The 8,543-nt window shown below is 59.3% G+C and carries 5 protein-coding genes; 2 read left to right on the top strand and 3 right to left on the bottom strand.

Annotation, left to right across the window (positions count from 1 at the left end; genetic code table 11):
- Positions 1–114 precede the first annotated feature (114 nt).
- Positions 115–4,917, bottom strand: coding sequence for an RHS repeat-associated core domain-containing protein (locus FQ187_RS24035; protein ID WP_149631378.1), 4,803 nt, complete (start codon positions 4,915–4,917; stop codon positions 115–117).
- Positions 4,918–5,180: 263 nt separating this feature from the next.
- Between FQ187_RS24035 and FQ187_RS24030 the strand changes: the two genes are divergently transcribed.
- Entirely contained in the window at positions 5,181–5,876 is a 696-nt protein-coding gene (locus FQ187_RS24030) for an HAD-IA family hydrolase (protein ID WP_056744180.1), read from the top strand.
- A 125-nt stretch (positions 5,877–6,001) separates the two neighbouring features.
- On the opposite strand, the gene FQ187_RS24020 is transcribed toward FQ187_RS24030, so the two are convergent.
- The gene (locus FQ187_RS24020) at positions 6,002–6,748 is read right to left on the bottom strand and encodes a 3-oxoacyl-ACP reductase family protein (RefSeq protein WP_008146002.1); all 747 of its coding nucleotides are present in this window, start codon (positions 6,746–6,748) and stop codon (positions 6,002–6,004) included.
- Positions 6,749–6,873: 125 nt separating this feature from the next.
- Here FQ187_RS24020 and FQ187_RS24015 point away from each other — a divergent pair, with 125 nt between their 5' ends.
- Positions 6,874–7,815 carry a LysR family transcriptional regulator gene (locus FQ187_RS24015; RefSeq protein ID WP_149631377.1) on the top strand — a complete coding sequence of 314 codons (942 nt, stop codon included), beginning with the start codon at positions 6,874–6,876 and terminating at the stop codon, positions 7,813–7,815.
- Here FQ187_RS24015 and FQ187_RS24010 read toward each other — a convergent pair.
- Entirely contained in the window at positions 7,784–8,512 is a 729-nt protein-coding gene (locus FQ187_RS24010; RefSeq protein WP_149631376.1) for an aspartate/glutamate racemase family protein, read from the bottom strand. The two genes, FQ187_RS24015 and FQ187_RS24010, sit on opposite strands and share 32 nt — an antisense overlap.
- Between the last annotated feature and the right edge of the window lie 31 nt (positions 8,513–8,543).

The following is an 8,543-nucleotide window of genomic DNA, read 5'->3' as shown; positions in this document are numbered from 1 at the left end:
CTTGATCATCTTTACAACTTCCAGCTTGAAGCTGTCGTCGAATACTTTGCGTTTGTCGGTCATGGAGAACTCCTCAATAGGTGTATTTTCCACCTATCGGGGTGTCCGGGGAAATTAGACCACTGCATGGCTGTCTACTCCTCCTGGGAACGCGATTTCAACCTCCTTGCGGTGAGGCGAAATCATGCCGAGCCTTTTATTCACATCTATTCCGCGAATGTTTTTTATTACGTAGACGAAGCCATCATCAAAACCGTATCCCGTTGCGAACTTTATGGCCTCCTTTTCCGAGGTCGAAGTACTGACAAAAAAACTGGGAGGGCTTCGGTTGTCCAAGGCATGCAAGTAGAGATCCATGCTGTCTCCCAAGGGCTCAAACCCCGTTTCAAAAATCTCCCAGTCTTCTCGGGAGTCTCCGCGGTACAAATACCGATTTATTGGTTTCGTGGATGGAGCTCTGGGCTCCCCCTCATCAACCCCCGTCTTCCCAACCGGATCCTCATCCCCAAACGCCGGCCTCTTACACCCGTCCCCCCCAGGACACTCACTCAACCCCAACGGATCAACCCACCCTGTCGGGTTCCGCGTGTACTGATACCCGTTTAACCCACCCGCCAACTTGCTCGGGTCCGGCGTCAAATACCGTCCAATATCCGGATTGTAGTAGCGATGCCGGTTGTAATGCAGGCCCGTTTCCGCATCGAAATACTGCCCCTGAAACCTCAACGGTTGATCCAGCACCTGATGGGTGTCGCGGTTGAGGCGAGTCAGGCGGCCATAGGCTGTGTATCGGGCGGCCCAGATGATGTCGCCGCTGTAGTCGGTGAGTTCTTGCGGTGTGCCGAGGTGGTCGAGTTGGTAGTAGAACGGGCAGGCCTGTTGTGGGCCTTTGCCGTCGAGCATGGCGAGCGGGCGGAAAGTGCCGGGTTCGTAGAGGTAGCTGCGGTGGTGATCCTGGCTGTGTTCGGCGACGAGGTGGTCGCCATGCCAGAAAAATTCGGTGGTTTTGCCATCGAAGTTTTTGACGATGCGGCGGCCGAAGGCGTCGTAGCGGTAGGTCGCCTGGCTGCCGTTGGGCAGGGTGGCGCCGATCAGCCGATGTTGGCAGTCGTAGCGGTACTCGGTGACCAGTTTTTGCCCGGTGCCGCGGCGCTCGCGGATCAGATTGCCAAAGGCGTCGTAGTCGTAATGGCGGTCGCCTTGCATGAGCAGGCGATTGCCTTTGACGGTGGACGGGCCGGGACGATCCTGCATCAGCAGGTTGCCCGCCGGGTCGTGGGCGAAACTTTCCGGTTGTTGATCGCGGGAGTGGCGCACGCGGATCAGGCGGTCGAGTGGATCGTATTGGTAGCTGCGTTGGCCGTGTCGGGTGTCGGCGATGCTGTCGAGATTGCCGTTGGCGCTGTAGGCATAGTCGCGGCGATACAGCGGTTGGAGGTGTTGGCTGACAGCGTGGGCTTTCAGACGGCCCTGGTCGTCGTACTGATAATTGCTGAGCAACAGGCCCTGTTGGCGGTTCAGTTCGCGACCGGCGAAGTACGTATGCGACGTCAATCGGGTGCCGTTGAGGTCGATGGCCGTCAGCGCACCGCCCTTGGCGTGGTGGTAATCGAGTTTGCTGTTGTCCGGCAGACGCAGGCGATTGAGCTGGCCGCAGGCGTCATAGCCATAGCGCAGCGTGCCCCAGCCCTGATGCTCAGTGATCAGGCGGTCCTGGTGGTCGTACTCAAATTCCAGCGGGTGATCGTGGTGGTCGTCGACGCTAACCAGTCGGCCGAGGCTGTCGTAGCGATATTCAACCTTGATGCCGTCGGGCAGGGTTTTGACCAGCAATCGTCCGGCCGAATCCCGCTGATAAGCCGTTACCAGTTGCGAGCCGTCCTCACCGAATTCGGTTTTCTCCAGCAGATGGCCATTGAGGTCGTAGGCGTACGCCGTGCGCTGGCCGTCGAATCGGGTTTCCTGTCGGATCAAGCCATTGGGCGTGTAGTCCAGGAGATATTTTTCGCCGGATTCGTTTTCGATTTCCGTGAGTAACAGCTGGGCGCTGTCGTAGCGGTACTTCAGTTGGGTGCCGTCGGCATTGATGCGGCGGCTGACCAGGTGCAGATCGTCGACGTATTCGTAGCGGGTGACGCGACCCAGTTCATCGCGTTCGGCAGTGATCTTGCCGTAGGCGTTGTAGCTGAACGCGCGACTGGCGCCGGTAGGCAGAGTCGTCTGGATCAGTCGTCCAACGGCATCCCGTTGGTACTGGGTAACGCCGCCGTGTTCGTCCTGACGGGTAATCTGCCGCCCCAACCCATCGTAGGAATACCGCCGCTGACCGCCGTCCGGCAAGGTCTCTTCGAGCAGTTGCCCTAGGGCGTTCCAGACGAACACCTGCCGACTGGTGTCCGGGTAACGGATCGACAGCAGCTGACCTTTTTCGTCGTAGTGATAGTGGCTGACATGGCCGTCGGGGTCGGTCGCTTCGGTGACGTCGCCCTGTGCATTGCGCTGATATTTCCACACCGCTTTGCCGCGATAGCGCGCGTGCAGGAAACCGTTGCGATACTCGTAGGTCGTCGGTTCGTCTTCCGGCGGAATCAGCGCGATAAGCCGTCCGACTTCGTCGTAACGGTACTCAGTGACAGCGCCGAGCGGATCCTGCTCGGCAAGCAACCGACCTTTATCGTCGTAGGCCTTGAGGTGCTCGCCACCGTCCAGCTCAACCTTGCGTACCAGCCGCGCCTGTTCGTCGTGCTCGTAAATCTCTTCGCTACCGTCGGCGTTCTTAACCAGCACATTGCCGTTGTTGTCCCAGACATATCGCGTGTCCATCTGCGAAAAAGTCGCCCAATGCCGCACGCACCGGGCCGCTTTACCAGCACGTTCCCACTCCCAGAAGAAACTCGCCCCACCGGCCAACTGCCGCTGCAGGATCACGTGCTGATCGTCGTAGTCGTAGCGTTCGCTTTCGCCGGCGGCATTGGTCGCTTCGATCAAGCGATGACGAGCGTCGTAGCGGTAGGCAACCAGTGTTTGCTCGGTACGCCAGGCGTTTTCCAGGGTGTCGGCCGGATGAAAACGCTGATACTCGACGGCGACCATGTGCCGGCGGTCATAGCGCAACAGAAGGGAACGCCCTGCGCCGTTATCGAGGCGATTGATCCTGTCAGAAGTGTCCCGCTGCACCGTCAGCCGATTGCCGTAGGCATCGCTGATAGCCGTCAGACGTCCTGCACGAAAGTGGAAAAATCGCGTTTTTTCGCCAGCCAGGGCGAGGATCAGCTCTTCCGGTTCGTCACCTAGATAAATCGCCGCCCGCGACAGGCTGTTGTGAATCGTCGGGCGCTCGCTACTCGGTAGCGGAAAGATCGTACGGCGGTTTTCGTGGTCGATCCAGATGACGGTGTCGCCATCGATTTCCAGGTGATGGGCGAGTGAGTGACTCCAGCCGAATCCGAGCCCGCAATCGATCTCCACCGCACTGGTGCGATAGAGTCGGGTGAAGTCGAACGGCAAAATCCCGTCCAGCGAACCATCGGTCAAGGTCAGCAGTTCTTCGCCCGTGACCATCGATACCGGACAGCCATTGGTACAGGTCAACGGTCCGCAATCGGCGCTGTCACCGTTGGGGTTTTTCGCTTGATCCGGGGCATCGTCGCGATGTTCCTGCCTGCCAATCCTGGTCATGGCTTCAGACTTGTCGCGAGCAATGGCCAGCGGATTCTTCACCAACAAAACCGGCGCAACCCCCGCGGTGATTTGCAACGACACAGCGGGCGCAGATTTGATCGGTGCATTCCGGGCATGGACCATCAGCGGTTTGAGCGCGCCAGCGTGGGCTGTCAGGTCGGACTTGGCGGTGAGCTCAGCCAATCGCAAACTGGCGGCCGCCAGCCATTGCCGGGTCTGCGGGGACTTGATCCTGGACAGCACCTTCTCACTCAGGCGCAATTCCAGTCCTGCAGGACCGGTGAGGCACATGAGCAGGAAACTGATCAATATCTCCGTACGAATTTCCGCCACGACCTCGGCGATGTACTGCGGCGGCAGCATCCTCAGCCAACTGGTGAACGCCGCGAGATGAATGAACATCAACGGCTCGTCGCTCAGCATCAGCAACACATTGGCGATGGACTCCGCCGAAGCGTTCAGCAGTGTTTCAAGCTCGGATCGGGTCAGGTATTCAAGGAGTTTTTCGCTGTTGGCGTGCAGGTCTGCGATCAGGGCGTAAATCTGTTTTACGTCATCCCACAAACTGTTCAGCGAGTTCTCGAAACCGCGCCAATCGGCCTGTTGCAGCATGCCGTAGCGCTTGATGAAACTGGCCTGGCAGAACCCGGCCCACGCTGGTTCGAACTCGGTCGTCCACTCGTTGCGCAACCAACCTTCCAGCTCGCCGATGATTCCCTGATAGGAGGCGTAAAGTGCTTTGACGTGATCAGCGGATACATCGGGAAAGAAGGTGATGCGATAACGCTGGCCGCGCTGGCAATCGGGGATTTCCAGGATGCCACTGGGGCCAATGTCGTCGTAGATCGGTTCGCCAAATGTCTGCTCACCCACCACATCGGAAATCAAAGGTTCAAGCATCACCGGCGTATTGCCGATCGGCACGAAACGCGCAGCCTCAAACATATGCACCAGGGTCAGCGGACCGCTGGCCGGGCACGCGGCGACAGTCGCACTGACCGGTGTGGTCGAATGCTTCGGCGCGCTTAGACGGACTTCGTTGCCGACCTTGAACACTTGCTCGACATCCAGTGGCCTACCGGTCCAGAAGCTTTCAGCCCAGGCGTCGTAGTCATTCAGGCAGAGCCGAAAGTCATCGAGCAGCGCTTCGACATTCGGCTGCTCAGGGTCCATGGCGGCGACCACCAGCAGCCCGATGGTGTTGTTCAAGGCCAGGAGGTTGTCAGGTATGAGCATTCGCAGTCCCTCGCGCGGATCAATTCAGAGCGCGAGACTTTGCGGGGGATCGGCGTGGAAAGAAGTCGGGAAAGTAAGTGTTTGGTGTAGGGGAAATCGCTAAATGACGGAGAGCACTTCGGCGCAGGTTTTAGTACCGATCAGGCATTGCCCGTTGCCCTATGCCCGCCGCGCTCGCTATGCTGCTGAATCCTTTAATCGATCGCGGACCCGGCCGTACCTGAGCCGCCTCTGGGATGTCATTAGAAAACGGATCAGATGCGATGAATGCACCACTCAATGAATTCGGCCCGATCAAGGCCGTGATATTCGATATGGACGGCTTGTTGCTGGACACCGAGGGCATTTACACCGAAGTCACGTCCATGATTGCCGCGCGTTACGGTCGGGTTTTCGACTGGAGCGTCAAACAGAACATCATCGGCCGTGGCGCGGGTGATCTGGCGCGTTATGTGGTCGAGGCGCTTGACCTGCCGATCACCGCCGAAGAGTTCCTGGTGATCCGCGAACCGCTGATGCGCGAGCGTTTTCCTACAGCGCTGGCGATGCCTGGCGCACAGGAGCTGGTTCGGCATCTGAAGGCGAACAACATTCCGATCGCGGTGGGCACCAGTTCTTCGCGTCAATCGTTCGGCCAGAAAACCACGTTGCACCGCGACTGGTTCGCGCTGTTCGATTTCATCGTGACGGCTGACGATCCAGAAGTCGGCGCGGCAAAACCGGCGCCGGACATTTTCCTCACAGCGGCGCGGCGCCTGGGTGTCGCGCCTGAGGATTGCCTGGTGTTCGAGGATTCGCCGTTCGGTGTCACGGCGGCGAAAGCGGCAGGAATGACCGCGATTGCGATCCCGGATGCGGCGATGGCTGATGAAAAATACGCACACGCCGACGGCATACTTCGTACGTTGAAAGCGTTCAAACCGAGCGCTTGCGGTTTGCCAGCGCTTGAATGGGCTTGACGACAGACATGTGGGAGCGGGCTTGCTCGCGAAAGCGTTGTGTCAGTCGACATTAATGTTGGCTGATATTCCCTCTTCGCGAGCAAGCCCGCTCCCACATTTGATTTGCGTTTGGCTGACCCGTATCAGGCGCCGAAACCACCGTCGATGGTCAGGCTGGCACCGGTGATGTAGCCGGCTTCCGGCCCCACGAGGTAGGCGACGAAGCTGGCGATTTCTTCCGCTTTACCGTAACGGCCCACCGCCATCAACGGGATCAGGCTTTCGGCGAAGTCGCCACTGGCCGGGTTCATGTCAGTGTCGACCGGGCCCGGCTGCACGTTGTTGATGGTGATGCCACGCGGGCCGAGGTCGCGCGCCAGGCCTTTGGTCAGGCCGACTAGCGCCGACTTGCTCATGGCGTAGGGGCCACCACCGGCAAAGGGCATGCGGTCGGCGTTGGTGCTGCCGATGTTGATGATGCGACCGCCTTCTGTCATGTGTTTGGCGGCGGCCTGAGTGGCGATGAATACGCTGCGCACGTTGATCGCGAGGGTCTGGTCGAAGTCTTCGAGTTTGAAATCTTCCAGCGGTGCAACGGCCAGCACGCCAGCGTTGTTGACCAGAATGTCCAAACGACCAAAGGCTTTTACGGTGGCGGTCACGGCGTTGCGGATGGCCTCGGCGTCGGCGCTGTCAGCCTTGATGGCGAGGGCTTTGCCGCCGTTACCGGTGATGCTGTTTTGCAATTCTTCGGCTTTGGCCGTGGAGCTGACGTAGGTGAAGGCGACTGTCGCGCCTTCAGCAGCCAGGCGTTTGACAATGGCGGCACCGATGCCGCGGGATCCGCCTTGAATCAAAGCCACTTTGCCGCTGAGGTTCTGAGTAGTCATATCGATCTCCAAAGTCCCGAGGCGAGATGTCTCGGTTGATGGAGCCTAGTATCGATTCAGGATTACCGGCTGTGTAGACGGTAATTGCGATAGTCTGTGTAAACCAAAAGTTTATAGTGGCGCTTATGGAAACCTTCAGCAGTATCGAATGCTTCGTGCGCAGTGCAGAGGTCGGCAGCTTCGCCGAAGCCGCGCGCCGTCTGAGTCTGACCCCGGCGGCGGTGGGCAAGAGTGTTGCCAAACTTGAGGCGCGACTGGGTGTGCGGCTGTTTCAGCGCAGCACTCGCAGCCTGACGCTCACCGAAGCGGGTCATCTGTTTCTCGGCGAAGTCAGCGCCAGCCTGCACACGATCCAGAATGCCGTGGCTAATCTTGCCAGTGCTGAAGGAAGACCAGCGGGCACGTTGAAGGTCAGCATGGGCACAGTGTTCGGGCGTTTGTATGTCGTGACGTTGCTTGGAGAGTTCCTACGGCGCTTTCCGGCGATCAACCCGGACTGGCATTTCGATAACCGTCAGGTCGATCTGATCGCTCAGGGTTTCGATGCGGCGATTGGCGGGGGATTCGAGCTGCCGCAGGGTGTGGTGGCGCGCAAGCTGACGCCGGCCCATCGGGTATTGGTGGCGTCAGCCGACTATCTTGCAGGGCGTGAGGTGATTGCTGAGCCCGACGATCTGAAGCATCACGATGGCATCCTGATTCGATCGCCGCAGACGGGGCGTGTGCGTTCCTGGCAATTGACCAGTCGCACTCAGCAACACAGCCCGCTGACGCTCAAGGCGCGGATGACCATGAGCGATTCGGAGGCTGCCTGCGCCACGGCCGCCCAAGGGTTGGGGATTGCGCTGGTGAGCATGCCGTTTGCCGTGGGCTATCTGGAGGCCGGGACCTTGCAGCGGGTGTTGCCGGACTGGTATGTCGACGATGGCAACATTTCCATTTATTACGCTGAACACAAACTGCTGCCCGGCAAGACCCGGGCGTTTGTGGATTTCATTATCGAGCAGTTTGCGGAGCAGGGGTTGGGGCAGCGGTTTAGCGCCCAAACCGCCCCGGCCAGCCAATAATTTTCTTCGGCCGCGGTGTCGCAAAAGTCCGCACTTTGGACGTTGATAATCCCAACCGCACCAACGACTCGGCAATCGTCACCGCCGCCGTCACACCATCCACCACCGGCACGCCGATGCGCCGGCGAATCTGTTCATCCAGGCCGGCCATGCCGCCGCAGCCCAGGCAAATCACCTCGGCCTTGTCTTCACCCACTGCCAATTCCGCCTGATTAAAAATTGCCTCCAAGGCACGTTCGGGATCGGATTCCAGTTCCAGCACCGCCAAACCACTGGCCCGCACGGACGCGCAACGGTCCCAGAGTCCGGACAGTTTGAGGCGATCCTCGATCAGCGGCACGGTGCGGTCCAGTGTGGTGACCACCGAGTAGGCATGGCCGAGGAACATGGCGGTGCTGGCCGCCGCATCGGTGATGTCCACCACCGGTACGTTGAGCAATTCCTGCAAACCTTCGCGGCCGTGTTCGCCGTAACCGGCCTGAATCACGGCATCGAACGGTTGGTCGTAAGCCATCACCCGGTCCATGACCGCGATGGCGGCCAGATAACTTTCGAAATTGCCTTCGATGGAGTCAGCACCGAAGTAGGGCGTCAGGCCGATAATTTCCGTGCCCGGCGCGGCCACGGACTGAGCCGAACGTGCGATGGCCTGGGTGATGGATTCGGTGGTATTGACGTTGACCACGAGAATTCGCATGGGAGGTCCTTATAGCGGGTGGTTCTGCGGC

This window comes from Pseudomonas sp. ANT_J28 (genome assembly GCF_008370005.1).
Lineage (GTDB): Bacteria > Pseudomonadota > Gammaproteobacteria > Pseudomonadales > Pseudomonadaceae > Aquipseudomonas > Aquipseudomonas frigoris.
Note: the sequence above shows the minus strand (reverse complement) of the source record. Positions and strands in the feature narration are given on the sequence as shown.

What these genes read in the sequence shown, in the direction of transcription:
- FQ187_RS24035 (WP_149631378.1), bottom strand. Translation starts at nt 4,917, where the DNA reads ATGCTCATACCTGACAACCTCCTGGCCTTGAACAACACCATCGGGCTG.
- FQ187_RS24030 (WP_056744180.1), top strand. Translation starts at nt 5,181, where the DNA reads ATGAATGCACCACTCAATGAATTCGGCCCGATCAAGGCCGTGATATTC.
- FQ187_RS24020 (WP_008146002.1), bottom strand. Translation starts at nt 6,748, where the DNA reads ATGACTACTCAGAACCTCAGCGGCAAAGTGGCTTTGATTCAAGGCGGA.
- FQ187_RS24015 (WP_149631377.1), top strand. Translation starts at nt 6,874, where the DNA reads ATGGAAACCTTCAGCAGTATCGAATGCTTCGTGCGCAGTGCAGAGGTC.
- FQ187_RS24010 (WP_149631376.1), bottom strand. Translation starts at nt 8,512, where the DNA reads ATGCGAATTCTCGTGGTCAACGTCAATACCACCGAATCCATCACCCAG.